The 17116-nt window shown below is 69.4% G+C and carries 17 protein-coding genes and 1 tRNA gene; 11 read left to right on the top strand and 7 right to left on the bottom strand.

The window, feature by feature from the left end:
- Positions 1 to 2 precede the first annotated feature (2 nt).
- Positions 3 to 218 carry a hypothetical protein gene (locus IFU11_RS04755; protein WP_137242067.1) on the top strand — a complete coding sequence of 72 codons (216 nt, stop codon included), beginning with the start codon at positions 3 to 5 and terminating at the stop codon, positions 216 to 218.
- 36 nt (positions 219 to 254) lie between these two features.
- Here the strand turns inward: IFU11_RS04755 and mscL are convergent, their stop codons facing one another.
- From mscL to IFU11_RS04740, 3 genes are read right to left on the bottom strand one after another with little or no spacing between them, the layout of a single operon-like run.
- Complete coding sequence (mscL, locus tag IFU11_RS04750) at positions 255 to 701, bottom strand: large conductance mechanosensitive channel protein MscL (RefSeq protein WP_137242065.1); 447 nt, start codon at positions 699 to 701, stop codon at positions 255 to 257.
- 51 nt (positions 702 to 752) lie between these two features.
- Positions 753 to 1094, bottom strand: coding sequence for an FmdB family zinc ribbon protein (locus IFU11_RS04745; protein WP_124768910.1), 342 nt, complete (start codon positions 1092 to 1094; stop codon positions 753 to 755).
- A gap of 32 nt (positions 1095 to 1126) precedes the next feature.
- Positions 1127 to 1726: a 5-formyltetrahydrofolate cyclo-ligase gene (locus tag IFU11_RS04740; protein WP_085511023.1), complete on the bottom strand. Its 600-nt coding sequence runs from the start codon at positions 1724 to 1726 to the stop codon at positions 1127 to 1129.
- 153 nt (positions 1727 to 1879) lie between these two features.
- Here IFU11_RS04740 and galU point away from each other — a divergent pair, with 153 nt between their 5' ends.
- The 9 genes from galU (at position 1880) to IFU11_RS04695 (ending at position 11193) form a co-directional block, all read left to right on the top strand.
- Positions 1880 to 2773 (top strand): UTP--glucose-1-phosphate uridylyltransferase GalU, encoded by an 894-nt coding sequence (galU, locus tag IFU11_RS04735; RefSeq protein WP_137242063.1) that lies wholly within the window; start codon positions 1880 to 1882, stop codon positions 2771 to 2773.
- A gap of 121 nt (positions 2774 to 2894) precedes the next feature.
- Entirely contained in the window at positions 2895 to 3548 is a 654-nt protein-coding gene (locus IFU11_RS04730; protein ID WP_086474356.1) for a GNAT family N-acetyltransferase, read from the top strand.
- A gap of 182 nt (positions 3549 to 3730) precedes the next feature.
- On the top strand, positions 3731 to 4753 hold the full coding sequence (locus IFU11_RS04725; RefSeq protein ID WP_192018280.1) for a hypothetical protein: 1023 nt from the start codon (positions 3731 to 3733) through the stop codon (positions 4751 to 4753).
- A 107-nt stretch (positions 4754 to 4860) separates the two neighbouring features.
- Positions 4861 to 5514: a hypothetical protein gene (locus IFU11_RS04720; protein ID WP_137242059.1), complete on the top strand. Its 654-nt coding sequence runs from the start codon at positions 4861 to 4863 to the stop codon at positions 5512 to 5514.
- Positions 5515 to 5565: 51 nt separating this feature from the next.
- Positions 5566 to 5642: transfer RNA gene (locus IFU11_RS04715), tRNA-Ala, on the top strand.
- 147 nt (positions 5643 to 5789) lie between these two features.
- Positions 5790 to 6965, top strand: a complete 1176-nt coding sequence (locus IFU11_RS04710) for a N(5)-(carboxyethyl)ornithine synthase (protein WP_192018279.1) — start codon at positions 5790 to 5792, stop codon at positions 6963 to 6965.
- Between the two features lie 407 nt (positions 6966 to 7372).
- Positions 7373 to 8644, top strand: a complete 1272-nt coding sequence (locus tag IFU11_RS04705) for an HNH endonuclease signature motif containing protein (protein WP_192018278.1) — start codon at positions 7373 to 7375, stop codon at positions 8642 to 8644.
- Between the two features lie 525 nt (positions 8645 to 9169).
- Positions 9170 to 10345: a mechanosensitive ion channel family protein gene (locus IFU11_RS04700; protein WP_137242055.1), complete on the top strand. Its 1176-nt coding sequence runs from the start codon at positions 9170 to 9172 to the stop codon at positions 10343 to 10345.
- 185 nt (positions 10346 to 10530) lie between these two features.
- Entirely contained in the window at positions 10531 to 11193 is a 663-nt protein-coding gene (locus IFU11_RS04695; protein ID WP_199862102.1) for a MurR/RpiR family transcriptional regulator, read from the top strand.
- Between the two features lie 13 nt (positions 11194 to 11206).
- Here IFU11_RS04695 and IFU11_RS04690 read toward each other — a convergent pair whose 3' ends face one another.
- On the bottom strand, positions 11207 to 12670 hold the full coding sequence (locus tag IFU11_RS04690; protein ID WP_192018277.1) for an MFS transporter: 1464 nt from the start codon (positions 12668 to 12670) through the stop codon (positions 11207 to 11209).
- A gap of 229 nt (positions 12671 to 12899) precedes the next feature.
- Between IFU11_RS04690 and IFU11_RS04685 the strand changes: the two genes are divergently transcribed.
- A complete protein-coding gene (locus tag IFU11_RS04685; protein WP_192018276.1) occupies positions 12900 to 14360 on the top strand; it encodes a serine hydrolase domain-containing protein in 1461 nt (486 codons plus the stop codon).
- Between the two features lie 62 nt (positions 14361 to 14422).
- Here IFU11_RS04685 and IFU11_RS04680 read toward each other — a convergent pair whose 3' ends face one another.
- The 3 genes from IFU11_RS04680 to IFU11_RS04670 all read right to left on the bottom strand — a co-directional run bounded on the left by IFU11_RS04680 (position 14423) and on the right by IFU11_RS04670 (position 17084).
- The gene (locus tag IFU11_RS04680) at positions 14423 to 14674 is read right to left on the bottom strand and encodes a response regulator (RefSeq protein ID WP_079001938.1); all 252 of its coding nucleotides are present in this window, start codon (positions 14672 to 14674) and stop codon (positions 14423 to 14425) included.
- A gap of 25 nt (positions 14675 to 14699) precedes the next feature.
- Positions 14700 to 15665: an aldose 1-epimerase family protein gene (locus IFU11_RS04675; protein WP_371742719.1), complete on the bottom strand. Its 966-nt coding sequence runs from the start codon at positions 15663 to 15665 to the stop codon at positions 14700 to 14702.
- 72 nt (positions 15666 to 15737) lie between these two features.
- Positions 15738 to 17084 (bottom strand): MFS transporter, encoded by a 1347-nt coding sequence (locus IFU11_RS04670; RefSeq protein WP_241160848.1) that lies wholly within the window; start codon positions 17082 to 17084, stop codon positions 15738 to 15740.
- Positions 17085 to 17116 lie beyond the last annotated feature (32 nt).

Below are 17116 nucleotides of genomic sequence, written 5' to 3'. Positions count from 1 at the left end.
TCATGCAGGACGATCAGGAGCCACGGATCGTCCGTCCCCGAGGATCGAGGCGGGCGATCCGCCCCGGTGCTCCCGGGACGGATCCCGCACCGCAGCTGCCCGCCGGTCCGGTCAAGGCGGCGGAGGACACCGATGCCGCCTGGGGTGGCACCGCCAAGCCCGCGGGCGGCGGTGGCAACGACGACGAGCTGCAACGCAACGTCCCGCCCCACTGGTGAGCGGGACGGGACGTTGGTGCTGCTGGACGAGCCGGACTAGCGGCCGTCGGTCGTGTCGTCGCGTGCGGGCGGCAGCGGAGCGCTCGTGCCCGTCTTCAGGACGTCGCGGATCTCGGTGAGGAGCGACAGCTCGCTCGGTGCTGCCGGCTCGTCGGCGACGGTCGGCTTCGTCGTGATGCGCTTGAAGTGGTTCATCGGCAGGACGATGACGAAGTAGACGACGGCGGCGACGAGCACGAACTGGATCGCCGCGCCGAGGAACGCACCGAACTGGAGCTTCGCAGTCGCGCCGGCGAGCGTCGGGATCTCGACGATGAAGGCGTCCTTCAAGCTTTCCGCCTTGAAGAGTGCCCCGAGCAGCGGGTTGAAGATGTTCTCGACGAGCGAGTTGACGATGGCGGTGAACGCGGCCCCGATCACGACGGCCACGGCCAGGTCGATCACGTTGCCGCGGAGGATGAACTCCTTGAAGCCTTTGAGCATGGGGTCTCCCTGAGGATCGGGGATGGGCAGGACCCTGGCTACGCTACCGGCTCAGGACGTGGCGCTCCCGGCGGAGGCCGGTGTGGCGCTGGAGCCGGAGCTGGAGGAGCCGCCCGAGGAGGAGGATCCGCCCTTGGTGTCCGAGGAGGACGAGCTCGACGACCCCTCCGAGGACTTCGAGGAGGCCGGGATGGAGCTCGAGCCCTTGCCGGCACCGGCGCGGGAGTCCGTGCGGTAGAAGCCGGAGCCGTTGAACGTGACACCGACCGCGCTGAACAGCTTGCGCAGCTTGCCGGAGCATGCCGGGCACTCGGTGAGGGAGTCGTCGGTGAAGGACTGCTGGACGTCGAAGGCGTTGCCGCACTCGGTGCAGCGGTAGGCGTAGGTGGGCACGGGGTCTCCTGGGATGTGGTGGGTCGGCGCGCTCAGCGGCGCGGTCGGACCTGGTCGAAGTCGAGGATGCGGCTCGGGGTCACGGCACCGCCGACGGGTTCGTCGTGGATCTCGCTCGGGACCTCGTCGAGGATCTCGGTGTCGTACAGCACGGCGTAGACGGGTGGGCAGCGCTCCATCGAGCCGAGCGTCTTGTCGAAGTACCCGCGACCCCAGCCCATGCGCATGCCGTGGGCGTCGACGGCGGCCGCGGGGACGAGGATGAGGTCGACGTCGTTGATCGCGATGGGACCGAGGGTGGTACCCACGACCTCGGGGGTGCCGGCGAATCCCACCGTCTCGATGCCCTCTTCGCCGATCGTCCAGTCGAGCAGCCCGTCGGTGCGGGTGATGGGGAACAGGATGCGGATGCCCGCCTCCTGCGCCCACTGGAGGAAGGGACGGGTGTCGGGCTCGCTCGGGGAGGAGAGGTAGCAGGCGATGGAGGTCGCGCCGAAGCGGGAGACGAGGGCTCGGAGGTTGTCCGTCAGGCCGGTGGTCGACCGCTCCTTCTCCAGGGAGGTGAGCAGCTCCCGCCGCTCACGGAGCTCGGCGCGCAGCGCTCGTTTCTCGTGTTCGGCGGGGCTCGTCATGCGACCCATTCTAAACGGCTCGTCGTCGCGCCCGGCTCGTTGCCCGACGTCATAGCCGACATCCGTCGCCTCGTCTAGGGGTTCAGGGGATTTCACCCTCGATCGAGGGGGTATTCGGCGACTTCCCCGACTCCACACGATAGGTTTTCCCTCATGACCACTCGTGTTACCAAAGCAGTCATCCCCGCAGCAGGTCTCGGCACCCGGTTCCTTCCGGCGACGAAGGCCCTGCCGAAGGAGATGCTCCCCGTCGTCGACAAGCCGGCCATCCAGTACGTCGTCGAGGAGGCCGTCAGCGCCGGGCTCGCCGATGTGCTCATGATCATCGGCCGCAACAAGAACGCCCTCGCCAACCACTTCGACCGCGTGACCGAGCTCGAGCTCAACCTCGCGAAGAAGGGCGACACCCAGCGCCTCGAGAAGGTCAACGAGTCGAGTGAGCTCGCCGACATCCACTTCCTGCGCCAGGGAGACCCGAAGGGCCTCGGCCACGCCGTCCTGCGGGCCAAGCGCCACGTCGGCCACGAGCCCTTCGCCGTGCTCCTCGGCGACGACCTGATCGACGCCCGCGACGTCCTCCTCGAGCGCATGCTCGACGAGCAGGACAAGCGGAACGCGACGATCATCGCTCTCATGGAGGTCGACCCCGATTCGATCCACATGTACGGTGCAGCAGCCGTCGAGGCCACCGACGACGCCGACGTCGTGCGGGTGACCGGCCTCGTCGAGAAGCCTGCGAAGGAGGACGCCCCGTCCAACCTCGCCATCATCGGCCGCTACGTGCTGAAGCCCGAGGTGTTCGAGATCCTCGAGCGCACCGAGCCGGGCAAGGGTGGCGAGATCCAGCTGACCGACGCACTCCAGGAGATGGCCGCAGACGTCGAAGGCACGGGCGGCGTCTACGGCGTCATCTTCCGTGGCCGTCGCTACGACACGGGCGACCGCCTCGACTACATCAAGGCGATCGTGCAGCTCGCCGTCGACCGCGAAGACCTCGGTCCCGAGCTGCGTCCGTGGCTCAAGGACTTCGCCGGGGACCTCGACTGAGTCCACCCGACGACACACGACGCGCCCCGGCTCCGCAGCAGCGGATCTCGGGGCGCGGTCGTGTCGGTGCATCGGTGAGCGCTCCACTAGGCTCACCACAGAACGCGAGAGGGGTGGCACGGTGGCGCAGGTCGTACCCGTTCTGAGCAGTGGGCGAGTGAGCATCCGGCCGATCAAGGTCCGTGACGCGAGGCCGCTCGAGCGCGAGCTCGCGGAGAACCGTGCCTGGTTGCGCCGCTGGGAGGCGACGAGCCCCTACGGCCCGGTCCCGGCCGACAGCCGTGCGGCGATCCGGTCGCTGCAGAACCACGCGCGCTCGGGTGCCGGCCTCCCGTTCGTCATCGAGGTCGATGGTGAGTTCGCCGGCCAGCTCAACGTCTCCGGCATCACCTACGGTTCGCTGGCCTCGGCGTCGATCGGCTACTGGGTCTCCCAGCGGTTCGCGGGTCTCGGTGCCACACCGATCGCGACCGCCCTGGCCACCGACCACTGCTTCACCGCCCTGCAGCTCCATCGTCTGGAGATCTGCATCAGGCCCGAGAACGCTCCGAGCCTGCGGGTCGTCGAGAAGCTCGGGTTCCGGTACGAGGGACTGCGGCGCCGCTTCATCCACATCGACGGCGACTGGCGCGACCACTTCTGCTTCGGTCTCGTCCGTGAAGAGGTCCCGGGCGGCGTCCTGAACCGGTGGTTGGACGGACAGGTCCCGAAGGACGCGTGCGTGATCCCCGAGGCCGACCGTCTCGCGGCCGCGTCGCCGTTCCCCACCCGCTGAGCCGGCTCCCCGGTCCCTGCGTCCACCTCCGCCGGTCCCTGAGTCCACCTCCACCGGTCCCTGAGCTTGTCGAAGGGCAGCGTTCGCAGGGAGACACCTGCCGAAGCCGTTTTCCCCCTCCATCCGGGGACACACCCGACGACTGCCCGTCTCCGGTCGTTGCACCCGCTACGGTCAGGGACATGGACGGCGGATTCCTGAGCGGTGGGGTGATCATTCTGGTCGCAGCGATGCTGTGGCTGGTGTACCTGGTGCCGTCGTGGGTGCGTGACAGTCAGTTCTCCGCCAGTGAGCGCAACGCGATCCGGTTGCAGCAGACGCTCCGTGTGCTCGCCGAGACGGCTGAGGTCCCGGAGGCCGTGCGGCTCGAGGCGACGTCGCGTGAGGTCGCAGCGCAGCGCAAGCTCCTCAAGCAGCTCGAGGCGAGGACGAAGGCGACGGCCGAGGCCGCGGCGCGCGTCGAACTCGCCGAAGCCGATCGCATCCGCCGCGAGGAGGAGGCCAGGGCCGTGCAGGCCGAAGCCGCCGCCCGTGCCGCGGAGGATGCTCGTCGTGCGGCCGCTGCCGCAGCCCGTGCCGTGCAGCGCAACGCCCGAGCGGCGAAGCTCGCGCGGAGTCGTCGTCGCTCCAGGCTGCTCGCGACCACCGTGTTGGTCGCCTCCATCATCGGGCTCTGCTCCGGCGTGACCGCGTTCCTCGCGGGTGGCGGTCTCGTCCTCGGTATCTCGTCCACGGTCGTCGGGCTGCTCGCTCTCTCTGCGCTCTCCCGCATGTCGCGCATCGCCCACCGTGCCGTCGCGCCGGTACCGGCGGTCGCCGTCACGACCAGGCGTGTCGAGTCGGCGCTCTTCGAGTACAACGAGCCCGTCAAGGCGGCATCGCAGGCGCAGACGTGGACCCCGACGTCCATCCCGAAGCCGCTCCACCTCTCCGAGGGCTCCTCGGCTGCCGCCGAGCTGGCCAAGGCCGACGCCTACGATCGCCTGCGCCAGGCGGCCATGCAGGAGGCCATCGCCTCTCGCGCCGAGCGTCTCGCGCCGGTCGTACCGACGATCGTGCGTCCAGAGCCCGTCGCCGCTCCGCAGCCCGAGCGCGTCGAACCGCAGCCGGCCCCGAGCCGTTTCGCCTCGATGGGTGTCATCGACGAGGGCGAGATCGCCGCCGGCGGATCCACCCTGTTGCAGCGTCGCCGCGCCGCGGGCTGAGCCCCGAACGCGCCCGACCGGTCGTTCATGAACCGGTCACCGGCGACGGATAGACTCGTGGAGGGGGTTCGTCGCTCGGTTCTCGTCGACGCCCTGGAACGCGAAAGGTGACCATGGGCGTGTGGCGGAAGAGCCGGCGGAAGCCGATGAAGCCCTACGTCGCGCCCCCTGAGGTGGCTCCGCCGCCGGTCGAGCACGCGGTCGAGGAGGGCCTCCTCATCGCGCGGTCCTGGACCGTGGTCGAGGTCACGAACTGGATCATCGAGCGAGCACTCCGCGACGGCGCGTCCTACGACGCCGAGGCGACGCAGGCGGCGGTCCGGCGCGAGCTGGGTCGCATGGCTGACGAGCAGGAGGAGTACGCGGACCTCGCACGGGAGGCGCGCCAGACGGCGTTCCAGCGGCGGGGGAGTGCTCGTCACCAGCACGACTACCGCGCGGGTGACCTGAGCGCCTTATCCCGTCGCCGCGAGGTGTACTCGGGGCTCGCCGCCGAACTCCGTCGGGTGAGCAAGGACGAGGAGTTCGTCGCGGCGATCGCGGAATCCGCTCGTGAGCGTGCGTGGGGCGACCTGGAGCGCGCCATCCAGGCGAAGCTCGACCGGGTCCTCGACGAGCCGGTCGTCGACGAGCACTATCGGCGTGCCCGGAGCCAGCGGCTCCGCTGGTTCCGCGATCTCGACCTCGCTGCCCTCATCGCCGCCAATCCGAAGGACGGCAGCATGCCGGTCGACGACGGCCCGAACCCCTACGAGGACTAGCGCGGCCGGTTCGAAACGGCTCGCCGGTTCTGCTAGCCTGGACGAGTAGTTGGGCCCATGGCGCAGTCCGGTAGCGCACCTCGTTCGCATCGAGGGGGTCAGGGGTTCGAATCCCCTTGGGTCCACCAGCTGCAATGACAACCCCGCACCTCACGGTGTGGGGTTGTCGTGTTTCCGGGTGTCGGCAGCTCCCTGTCCCGTGTCGGCGGCGCCCCGCGTCCTGTACGGTCGGGAGCACGGCGCCGCTTCGGTTCCCGTGAACGGGACGAGCAGTCATGCCAGCAGCATCCGAACCGACCGTGCAGCACGACGCCGTCCTCGGGGTGATCGGCACCTCGCTGAAACCTGACGAACGACGCGTGCCGATCCACCCGGCGCACTTCGAGCGCATCCCGGAGGAGTTCCGGTCTCGGATCGTCGTGGAGCACGGCTACGGTGCCCGGTTCGGCGTCTCCGACGAAGAGATCGCCCCCTACGTCCGCTCGTTCGCGACGCGCGCCGAGGTCATCGAGCAGGCCGACGTCGTCCTCCTGCCGAAACCGCAGCTCGAGGACGTCCAGGAGCTCCGCGACGGGCAGACGCTCTGGGGTTGGCCGCACTGCGTCCAGGACTCCGCGCTGACGCAGCTCGCGATCGACAAACGGCTCACGCTGATCGCCTTCGAGGCGATGAACCACTGGGCCGCCGACGGCAGCTTCGGGTTGCACGTCTTCCACAAGAACAACGAACTCGCCGGCTACAGCTCGGTGATCCACGCGTTGGAGCTCTGCGGCTCCACCCGCAGCTACGGCCGTCGCCTGACCGCCGTGGTCATCGGCTTCGGCGCGACCGCCCGAGGTGCCGTGACCGCGCTCAACGCCCATGGGATCCACGACGTGCGCGTGCTCACCAACCGCCGGGTCGCGGCGGTCGCGGCGCCCATCCACTCCGCCCGCATGATCCAGTTCGACCACGACGACGGCCCGTACCTGAGCGAGGTCATCACCGACGAGGGTCGCGTGCCACTCGCGCCCTTCCTGGCCGAGAGTGACATCGTCGTCAACTGCACGCTGCAGGACCCCAACGCACCACTGCTCTACCTCCGCGAGGACGACCTCGGTGCGTTCCGGCCCGGGAGCCTCATCGTGGACGTCTCCTGCGACGAGGGGATGGCCTTCGAGTGGGCGCGCACGACCGGGTTCGACGACCCGATGTTCACCGTCGGGCCCGGGGAGATCAACTACTACGCGGTCGACCACAGCCCCTCGCTGCTGTGGAACTCGTCCAGCTGGGAGAACAGCGAGGCGTTGCTGCCGTTCCTGCCCACCGTCCTGGCCGGACCGGCCGCCTGGGTTGACAGCCTGACCGTCCAGCGGGCCGTCGAGATCCAGGACGGCGTCATCCTCAACCCGGCGATCACCGAGTTCCAGCACCGGTCGGCCGAGTATCCGCACGAGGTCCTGCCGGGCTGATCGGTTCTCGGCGGACCGTTCAAGCAGTGGGGCCGCGGCGGGCCTCTCGGTGTACCGCTGACGGAGGCACCCCGCCCGGGAGGCCTCCCGCGAGCACTCCGACAGGCTCAGTGACCGGGGATGGTCCACCCGGAATCCTCCGGTCTCCGGGCTCGTCGGAGGGTAGCCCGGTGACCTGACGGAACCGATGAACGTCCAGCGGTCCCTGACCTCCGTTCCCTGAGCCTGTCGAAGGGCCCACGGGGAAGGTTCTCAATCCGGCGGCACCTCTCCGGTCCGTGGGCAGCTCCTCTGATCCCTGAGTAACTCCTTCCGGTCCCTGAGCTTGTCGAAGGGCGCACGAGCAACTTCCACAACCGGGCCGACTCGGCATCTGGAATGTCAGTGGTCCATGGTGGACTGGAGTCATGTCCGAGAGCACCACCTCCGCAGCTCGAGCTGGCGATGACTACGCCGCGCAGCTCGCGGAATTCTCGGACGAGTACGCGGAGATCTGCCGGCAGCAGGCTGTGCTGGCTGCCCGAACGGCTCGGCTCCTGGCCCGGTCAGCGGCCTACGCCGACGCCTTTGCGGACACGGTCGTCCCGGCCGCGTTCCCGCCCGCCGAGCGCCGTGCCTTGTCCCGTCGCTCCACGTGCGCGGCGCTCGCGATGGCGACCCGCATACCCGAGCAGACTGTGCAGCGGGCGACGAATGACGCCGAGGCGCTCGTCAACGACGCCCCGGCCGTGCTCGAGTCGCTCGAGGCGGGCCGTATCTCGGCTCGGCACGCCAAGACGATCACCGACCAGCTCTGCGACGTGCCCACCGACGGGCGGGCCGTGTTCCTCGCCACGGTGCTCCCGGTCGCAGAGCAGGCCACCGATGCGGAGCTCCGCAGGCGAGCTCGTGTCCTTCGCGAGCGCCTGCATCCGGAGTCGATCACGTCCCGCTCGAAGCGTTCCGAAGCGGACCGCCGGGTGGAGGTCGAGCCCGCGGCCGACGGCATGGCCTGGGTGCACCTGTTCACCACGGCACCCATCGCGCTGGGCATCGCCGAGCGGGTCGACGCAGCGGCCGCAGAGTCGCGCAAGGCGGGTGACACACGCACCTGCGCGCAGCTCCAGGCGGATGCCCTGGCGGCGCTCGCCCTCACCGGGGTGACCCCGGACGACGTGATGTCGAGCCCGGTCCTTCCGCATCCGATCGAGGTCCAGGAACACATTAAGCCGACCGTGCAGATCACGGTCCCAGCGCTCAGCATGGCCGGCGTCAGCGACGCCCCGGCCACCCTCGACGGCTACGGGCCGATCGATCCTGAGACTGCGGCACGTATCGCGGTGAACGCGCCGAGCTTCACTCGGATCCTGGTCCAGCCCGAAACCGGTGCGATCCTCTCCGCCGGTCGCAACCAGTACCGCGTTCCGGCTGATCTGCAGCGCGCGGTGTGCTTGCGGGACGGCACCTGTCGCGCACCGGGCTGCGGCAGGCGCGCCCGGGCCTGTGACCTCGACCATTCCGTCGCCTGGGACGACGGCGGCACAACAGATGTCGGCAACCTCGCTTGCCTGTGTCGACATCACCACCGCATGAAGCACCTCCCCGGATGGAACCTCGACCACGGACCAGGCGGCGCGCTCGAGTGGACGACACCCGACGGGAAGCATCACCGGACCGAACCGGACCCCGCACCGTTCTGACCTCCGCCGGTCCCTGAGCCTGTCGAAGGGTTCTTCGTGGGCACTTCGACAAGCTCAGTGACCGGGAAACGTCTGTCCGCACTGCCTCGGTCTCCGAGCTGTGCCGCACTTCGACAGGCTCAGTGACCGGGAGCGGTTTATTCGGCATCTTCCGGTCCCTGAGCTTGTCGAAGGGTTTCCCGTGGGCACTTCGACAAGCTCAGTGATCGGGGGAGGTGTGCCCGGAATGATGAGGCGTCCTCGTGGGCACTTCGACAGGCTCAGTGACCGGAAGCGGTTTGCCCGCCATGTCTCGGTCCCTGAGCCTGTCGAAGGGCAGTCTGGGCCGCGTTACCTCGGTGAACGGGGAGGTTCGCTCGGTTCACGTGGGACGCGTCAGGCACGTGAACACGGCCTGAGAGGTTCGTGGCAGGCCGCGCAAGCGGTCGAGCGCGGCATGCACCCGCCCCTACGCTGGACGCTTGCGCCGTACGGCATCGGTCGGCGGAGGAACACATGGTGCACGACCGGCTCGAGGAGGCATGGATGTTCGTTTGGCAGAGCTGGTGGGGTGTCGCCGCAGCGGCCGGGATAGCGCTGATCGCGGCGCTCGTCGTCATCGTGATCGTGTCGGTCTCCTTCCGGATGGCGGCGCGGCGGAGCGAGTGGCCCGGTGCGCTCGCCGGAAGTGCGCGTCACCCGTTCCGGGCGCTCGTGATCCTCGTGGCGGTGTGGCTGGCGGTGGCGGCGACGCTCCCCGATGAGAACACCCGCGGGTTCGTCGACCAGACCTTCCGGATCGCGGTCATCGCCGCGGCCACGTGGCTGGTCGCCGCGCTGCTCGCCTTCGTCATCGGGCTCGGCCAGGCCCGGTACCGCATCGACGTCCCGAACAACAAGGTCGCCCGGCGCATGCAGACGCAGCTCGCGCTCGTCCGTCGCTTGGCGATCGCGGTCGTCGTCATCGTCGGTGTCGCGTCGATCCTCCTGACGTTCCCCGGCGTCCAGGGCGTCGGGGCGAGCGTGCTGGCCTCCGCCGGTGTCGTGAGCATCGTCGCCGGCCTCGCGGCGCAGTCCGTCCTCGGGAACGTGTTCGCCGGGATCCAGCTCGCCTTCAGTGATGCGATCCGGGTCGACGACGTCGTCATCGTCGAGGGGGAGTGGGGCCGGATCGAGGAAATCACCCTCACCTACGTCGTCGTCGGCATCTGGGACGATCGCCGCATGGTGCTCCCGTCCACCTACTTCACCTCCACGCCCTTCCAGAACTGGACGCGGAACACGAGCGAGCTGCTCGGGTCCGTCGAGTTCGACCTCGACTGGTGGGTGAGCCCCGCGGTCATGCGGACCGAGCTGGAGCGCATCCTCGACCGCACCGACCTCTGGGACGGCCGGGCACAGGTCCTGCAGGTCACGGACGCCGTCGGCGGCTACGTGCGCATCCGCATCCTCGTCACCGCGGTGGACGCACCGACCCTCTTCGACCTCCGGTGCCTCGTGCGCGAGCAGATGGTCGAGTGGATCCTCGCGCAGAACCCGTCGGCGATCCCGCGCAACCGCGTGCAGATGGTCGAGCAGGAGCCTCGTCCGGTGCCGAAGCGCGGCGGGCCGGTCACCGAGCCCGTCGGACTGTTCAGCGGCAGTGCCGAGGCCGAGCAGCGCGCGAGTCTCTTCACCTCCTCGATCACCCTGCCCGACCTGGACGACGAGCCCGAACGCTGACCGTCGCCCGACCGGACGCGTGTGCACCGAATCGTTGTCGTTCCGTCGATCCTGTATGCGCTTCCCGTCGCTACCATCAAGGGAACCTCGCCGGGTGACCTGCCGGCGGGCCGTCGGCGCTGCTGCCGATGTGAACGGACGGCGCCGGCCCGAACCCCGGCGACGGCATGCGAAGGAGACCGCGCGTGAACGACGACACCCTCTTCCTCACCGATGAGGACACCGCCGTCCCCGGCGAACGCCCGGAGCAGCGTCTCGAACGACGCTCCGCGTCCGTCCTGAAGCACCGACTCCTCGAGCAGGAACGCAAGCAGTTCGAGGAGTCCCTCGCCTCGGCCAAGGCGGACGGCGCGCTCGAACGCGCAGCGGCCCTCATCGTCTCCGCCCGGCGGCGCTTCCTCATCGGGGCGTCGAAGTCGTTCACCTACGCGTCCCTCCTCGCCGCGGACCTCAGCTACGGCCTCGCGAACGTCACGCTCATCGACGGCACCATCGTGCGTCCCCTCGACGTCCTGAGCGACGTGCGTACGAGCGACGTCATGATCGCGGTGTCGCTGCAGCGGTATCGGAAGTACACGATCGACTCCGTCGTCCCGTTCGCCGAGGCGGGAGGCAGCCTCGTGCTCATCACGGACGCGCCGGACGCCCCGCTGACCCCGTACGCCGACGAGACGATCGTGCTCGGCCGTGCCGAGGACGGACACCCGAGTTCCTCGATCGGGATCGCGCTCACCCTGCACGTCCTCGCCACGCTCACGACGGCCAGCGCCAAGGGCGCCGGCCGTCGGGCGGTGGAGCGGGAGCGCCTCGCCGAGACGCTCGGGGTCTACGTCTCCGCCGAGGATTGAACGCGGACCGGGATCAGCTTCCCGAGCCCTTCCCCTCGCGCACGATCGACAAGGGTTCCGTGATGTCCTCGAGTGACTTCCGCGCGGCGTCGACGCCGAAGATGAGGGCGATCAACCCGCCGAGGACCATCACGCCGGCGCCGACGAAGTAGCCGACGGTGAGCGGCCCGCGGTCGGTGCCGTCGCCGATCAGGATCCCGTAGAGCAGGGGCGCGACCGAACCCGCGATCTGTCCGATCGCGAAGAAGTAGCCGATCACCTGGCTGCGGAGCTCGAGCGGGAAGATCTCGCTCACGGTCAGGTAGGCGCTGGACGCACCGGCGGAGGCGAAGAAGAACGAGACGCACCAGAAGATCGTCTGGGTCGTCGCGTCGAGCGCACCGGCGTTGAAGAGCACCGCCGAAACCGCCAGGACCGCCCCGGAGACCCCGTAGGTGAGGAAGATCATCTGGCGACGACCCCAGGTGTCGAACAGCCTGCCGAGGAGGAGTGGGCCGAGCAGGTTGCCGATCGCGAAGGGGAAGAAGTAGTACTGCGTCGACGAGGGGCTCGTGCCGTAGAAGTTCTGCAGCACGAGCGCGTAGGTGAAGAAGATCGCGTTGTACAGGAACGACTGCGTGATCATCATCGCGAGGCCGACGAAGGTGCGCTTCGGGTACTTCGAGAAGAGGACGCCGAAGATGGTCCTGATCGGGATGTGGCCCTGGGCCTGCACCGTGAGCGCCTTCGACTCGTCGACCGGCTCGATCGTCCCGCCCTGCTTGCGGACGGTCGCCTCGATGTCGTCGACCGTGGCCTCCGCCTCCTGTTCCCGACCGTGCGTCATGAGCCACCGCGGACTCTCGGGGATGTGGCGTCGCAGGAAGATGATGGCGAGACCGAGGACCGGCCCGATGAAGAACCCGATGCGCCAGCCGACGTCCTCGGCGAAGTAGTCGGTGTTCAGCAGGAACAGGTTCGCCGCCGATCCGAGGGCGGCGCCGCCCCAGTAGGTGCCGTTGATGGCGATGTCGACGTGCCCGCGGTACTTCGACGGGATGAGCTCGTCGATGGCCGAGTTGATCGCCGCGTACTCGCCGCCGATGCCCATGCCGGCGAAGTACCGGAAGATGGCGAGGAACCAGAACGTGGGGGACAAGCCCGCGATGCCGCTCGCGACGAGGTAGATCGCGAGGGTCAGGATGAAGAGCTTCTTGCGGCCGAGGCGGTCCGCCATGCGGCCGAAGACGAGGGCACCCGTCACCTGGCCGAGCAGGTAGATCGTCCCGAGAAGGCCGACCTCCGCCGCCGACAATCCCAGCGACTTCTGGAATCCGGCGGAGGCCACGATCTGGATCTCGAGGCCGTCGAGCACCCATGAGAAGCCGAGACCGACGACGATCATCCAGTGGAACCGGGTCCACGGCAATCGGTCCATCCTGGCTGGGACGAGGCTCCGGACCGGGGCCGGCTGCCCGGAGGTCGACGTGTTCGACATGGAATGACTCCTTCCACGGCCGTCCCGTCGACGGTCGATCCGGGAGATGACGCTACTCCCGCGGAGGGCATCGGACGTCGCTGATCGGTGCCCCTTGACTTCGTCCTGGCGGAGGAGCACGCTACGCCCGGCACCCCGTGCGATGGCGCCCGGTGGTGCGGAATGGTCGTACGCTCGAAGCGCGACGAGATCGCGGACGGCTGCCGAGGGCCGTCGAGGAGGAGGCGGCATGCACCTGGTCGAGGACAGCACCGAGACGGACATCACGCGGGTCTTCCAGGACCGGATCACCTCCGGCGTCGCCCCGGGATCGTACGTCGCCGTGTTCGACCGCGAGCGGGTCCGGTTCGAGCACGGGTTCGGCGGAGTCACCGTGGGCGGTCCGGTGCCCGACGCCGACACGCTGTTCCGCATCGCCTCCTGCACGAAGAGCTTCACCGCGGCCGTGCTCCTCATCCTCCGCGATGCCGGCCGCCTCGAACTGGACGCGCCAGTGGACGGGTTCGTGCCGGAGTTCGCGCCTGTGCTCCCTGACGGGATCGCCGTCCGGCCGACCGTGCGGATGCTCCTGACGATGTCGGGTGGGCTCGGAACGGACGATCCGTGGGGTGACCGCCAGGAGTCGATCAGCGTGGACGAGTTCCGGCGGCTGCTCGTGCGCGGCGTCCGATGCGTCACGACACCCGGGACGGCGTTCTCCTACTCGAACCTCGGCTACGCGTTGCTCGGGCAGGTCATCGAGCGTGTGACCGGTGGCTCCTACATCGATGCGGTGACCTCGCTCCTGCTGGAGCCGCTCGGGCTCGGCGCCGTGTTCGAGCGACCCGAGGGCGACGGTGCGCTCACGGCGACCGGTCATCGTGTCCGCCGGGAACGGGCCGCCGACGAGGACGGTCGATTCGTCGAGGTCCCGTTCTCCGGCCCCGGGGTCTTCTCCTCGATCGGCGGGCTCTTCGCCTCGGCTTCCACCCTGATCGGATGGGTGCGCTGGCTCGACGGCGCCTGGACCGGGGACGAGACCGGACCGCTGTCGAGCGCCAGCCGCCGCGAGATGCAGCAGCTGCACCGGCTGGCTCCGTCGCGGCCCACCCTCGACGGCGTGCCGCCGAGACTCGCGCTCGGCTACGGCTTCGGCCTCTTCGTCGAGGAGGACGCCGACCTCGGGACGCTCGTCTCGCACTCGGGCGGCTACCCCGGCTACAGCGCCCACATGCGGTGGCACCCGACATCCGGGTTCGGCGTCGTCGCCTTCGAGAACGCCGGCTACGCGGCCGTGGCGAAGCCCGCCGAACAGGCCCTGCGGCTGGCGATCGCCGGCGCGCAGGCCACCGGTGAGCTGCCGGAACCGGCGATCCGCCCCTGGCCGGAGACCCTTGTGGCGTCGATGACCGCGACCGGGCTGCTGTCGCATTGGGACGACCGCGTCGCCGCGTCGCTGTTCGCCGAGAACGTCGCCCTCGACCGGCCACTGGAGGAGCGACGCGAGGCGGTCGACGCCGCTGTCACCGCCGTCGGTGGCATCGCCGAGGTGGCTTCGGGGCGCGCGACGCCGATCTGCGATTCGCCGGACCACCTGGTCTGGTTCGTCGAGGGGACGGAGGGCCGCCTCCGCCTGGAGGTCCGGATGACACCCGTGCTTCCGCTCCGGGTCCAGACCTTCACGGTGACGGTCGACGACCAGCGGGAGTGAACGCCGAACGCCGGCAGCTGAGGCTCAGCTACCGGCGTTCAGGTGGAACGGTGTGGCTCGGTTCAGCCGATCGAGTCGTCGTCGCCGTTGCCGTTGCGGTTCGTCGGGGAGATGTCCTCCGTCGACTCGACGTACTCGTAGTCGGTCGTCGTCGGGCCGTCGTGGTCGCCGGTGTTCGTCGCTTCGCCGACGGGACGGTAGATGAGCTGGCCTTCGCCGTAGGGTAGGACGAGCTCGCCGTCCTGACCGTCTTCGAGCGGGATGATCTCGCTGTCGAGCGGGCCGCCGGTGAGTTTCGCAAGAGTCTGTGACATGTCGCCAGCCTAGCCCCGACGACTGTCAGAGTGCTGCGATGGTCCAGGACACCCGGTGTGGTGTATTGGGAGCCAGGACGACGAGGTCGGTCCCGGTCGAGAAGGCGTCGGGTGGGCAGGTCATCGGTTCGACGGCGAGCCCCAGTCGGTTCAGCTCCGCGACGGGCTGATCGGCCGTGTGCACCTGGACCCAGGGCAGACCGTCACCCCAGTGCATGGCGACGCCGCTGCCGGATGGCGTCGCCACGCGCACCGTGACCCGGCCGTCGACGTCGCGATCGAGCGCCGTGTACGCGTGGTCGACGAAGGTGTCGCCGATGGCCCGGGGTGACCGGAAGTCGAAGTGCTCCGTCGCCTCCGTGTCGACCGGCTCCAGCGAGACCGGGATGAGCCGGTCCGGCGTGACGGTGAGCACCTCGGCAGCGGGCAGTTCGAGCGTCCAGTCGTCGACACGGCCCTCACCCGCGACGAGGTACGGGTGCGGTCCCGTGCCGTAGGGCGCGTCGACGTCGCCGAGGTTCAGCGCCTCGACGTCGGTGCGGAGTCCGTCGTCGTCGAGCGTGTAGGTCGCGGTGACCTGGACGCGGAACGGATAGCCCTCCTGCGCCTCGATGACCACGCGGAACGCCGCCGACGCCGTGCTCGACGACACGAGGTCCCACTCCGACCAGGCGGCGAGTCCGTGGAGGGCGTGACCGCGAGCGGGTTCCGTGAGTGCGAGCTGGTGGTCGACGCCGGCGAAGGTGTATCGGCCGTCGACGACGCGGTTGGGCCACGGGGCGAGCATGGCGCCGCGGAACGCCGGACGGACCTCCTCGGCGTCGAACGGGACCACGAGGTCTCGGCCGTCGTGCCGCAGGAACCGCAATGAGGCACCGACCGAGGCGATCGACGCGGTGTACGCACCGTGCTCGAGATCGACACGACGTCCCGAGATCGGACGTCGGTCGACGGAGGCGGACGGGGACACGGCGCTGGTGGATTCGGTCACGGCCCCATTCTGTCGCATCGACGCCGACCGACCCGGCCGACTGGCGGTGCGGGTCGGGCGGTGGGACGCGGCTCAGTCGAGGGAGCGGCCGCGCATGTCCGAGAGGAACAGTGCGGCGACCGCGGCGACGACGAAGAAGGCGGCGAACACGGAGAAGAGCAGGGCCTGTCCTGCGAGGAGGAGCACCGGGACCGACAGCGGGGCGATGATCGAGGCGATGCGGCCGATGCCGGCGGCCCATCCCGCCCCCGTCGCACGGAGCGCTGTCGGATACAGCTCCGGGGTGGTCGCGTACAAGGCGCCCCAGGCGCCGAGGTTGCAGAAGGACAAGCACATCCCGAACACGATGATCGTCGGTTCGGTCGTCGCCGTGCCGAACAGGACCGCCGACACCGCGGAGCCCGCGAGGAAGGTCGCGAGGGTCTGCTTCCGGCCCCAGGCCTCGATCAACCATGCCGAGACGGCGTAGCCCGGGATCTGGGCGAGGGTGATGATCAGGGTGAAACCGAAGGACCGGACGAGGGAGAACCCGGAGGCGACGAGGATCGTCGGGATCCAGATGAACGCACCGTAGTAGGAGAAGTTGACGCAGAACCACACGATCCAGAGCGAACCGGTGTCGCGGCGGTGCGTGGGTACCCACAGCCCACGGAGGCGCTCGCCGGCGGAGAGACCGGCGCTCACGGGGGTGTCGGTGGTGGTGTCGACGGCTGGCTCCGGGTGGGCGACGCCCGCCGAGGCCTCGAACTCGCGGACGACGGTTTCCGCCTCGCGGTGGCGCCCACGCGACTCGAGGAAGCGCACCGACTCCGGCAGTCGCGTCCGCACGATGGCCGCGTAGACCGCGGGCAACGCGCCGATGGCGAGCGCCCAGCGCCACCCGTCGTCGCTCGTCGGCACGACCAGATAGCCGATGAGGGCGGCGGCGATCCACCCGATCGCCCAGAACGCCTCCAGGAACACGATGATCCGCCCGCGGATCCGTGGCGGGGCGAACTCACTCATGAGGGTCGAGGCGACGGGCAGCTCGGCGCCGAGTCCGAGGCCGACGACGAATCGCAGCACGATGAGCACGCCGAGTCCCCAGGCGAGGGCCGACGCGCCCGTCGCGATGCCGAACACGAGCAGGGTGATCGCGAAGACGTGGCGCCGTCCGACCCGGTCGGCGAGCAAGCCCCCGAGCGTCGCACCGATGGCCATGCCGAGGAACCCGGCTGAGGCGATCCAGGAGAGCTCCGTGTTCCCGAGCTGCCACTGCACGGCGAGCTGGGCGAGCACGAAGGACACGAGTCCCACGTCCATGGCGTCGAGGGCCCAGCCGACGCCGGAACCGACGAGCAGTCGCCCGTGTGCCTTGGTGAACGGGAGCGCGTCGAGGCGCTCGCTGCGGGTGCGGGGTGTGGTGGGGGCGGTGGACACGTCACCATTCTGGTGCAGGATGTGCCCACCGG

This window comes from Plantibacter sp. CFBP 8804, assembly GCF_014841225.1.
Lineage (GTDB): Bacteria > Actinomycetota > Actinomycetes > Actinomycetales > Microbacteriaceae > Plantibacter > Plantibacter auratus.
Note: the sequence above shows the minus strand (reverse complement) of the source record. Positions and strands in the feature narration are given on the sequence as shown.